The sequence below is a fragment of the Pseudomonas bananamidigenes genome (assembly GCF_001679645.1).
GTDB classification, from domain to species: domain Bacteria; phylum Pseudomonadota; class Gammaproteobacteria; order Pseudomonadales; family Pseudomonadaceae; genus Aquipseudomonas; species Aquipseudomonas bananamidigenes.
Window position 1 is genome coordinate 1 of record NZ_LRUN01000130.1, and the last position, 619, is coordinate 619.

Annotated in this window: 1 pseudogene; it reads left to right on the top strand. The window is 58.8% G+C overall.

Features of this window, described 5'->3' with window-relative positions:
• A pseudogene (locus tag BBF94_RS26935) lies at positions 1-353 on the top strand (LuxR C-terminal-related transcriptional regulator); the annotation flags it as partial.
• Positions 354-619: the final 266 nt, after the last annotated feature.

The window sequence follows — 619 nt, forward strand, 5'->3', positions numbered from 1 at the left end:
CCCGGGCCCTGAAGGTCGGTGCCGCCGGGTACGCGACCAAGGACAGCGATCCGGCATTGCTGCTGACAGCAATCCGCAAGGTGGCGTCAGGCGGGCGCTATATCGACCCGGATCTGGCCGACCGCATGGTCTTCGAAGTCGGCCTGACCGATACGCGACCGCTGCATTCGTTGTTGTCGGAGCGCGAGTTCTCGGTATTCGAACGCCTGGCCCAGGGCGCCAACGTCAACGACATCGCCCAGCAACTCGCCCTGAGCAGCAAGACCATCAGCACGCACAAGGCGCGGCTGATGCAGAAACTCAACATCACCTCACTCGCCGAACTGGTGAAGTACGCAATGGAACACAAGCTCGCTCCCACAGGTTTCTTCATCGAACCTGCGATATTGGGCATATCCATAAGCGACAGGCGCTTTTGCTTGTTCTTGCGGCTTGCAGCTCAACACTCGCAACTGCTCTATCTATTAGCGCCATCCTTGTAGGGCAATCCCTACCCCCGGCCTTCCATCCGGCTGAGGCGATTCTCTCCTGCGCCCCGATTTGCGTGACTGCAAGCAGCCACTAGGCTTAATCCCACAGCAGTCATCAATAACAAAGGTGTGGGTATGAGCCAGGTCGA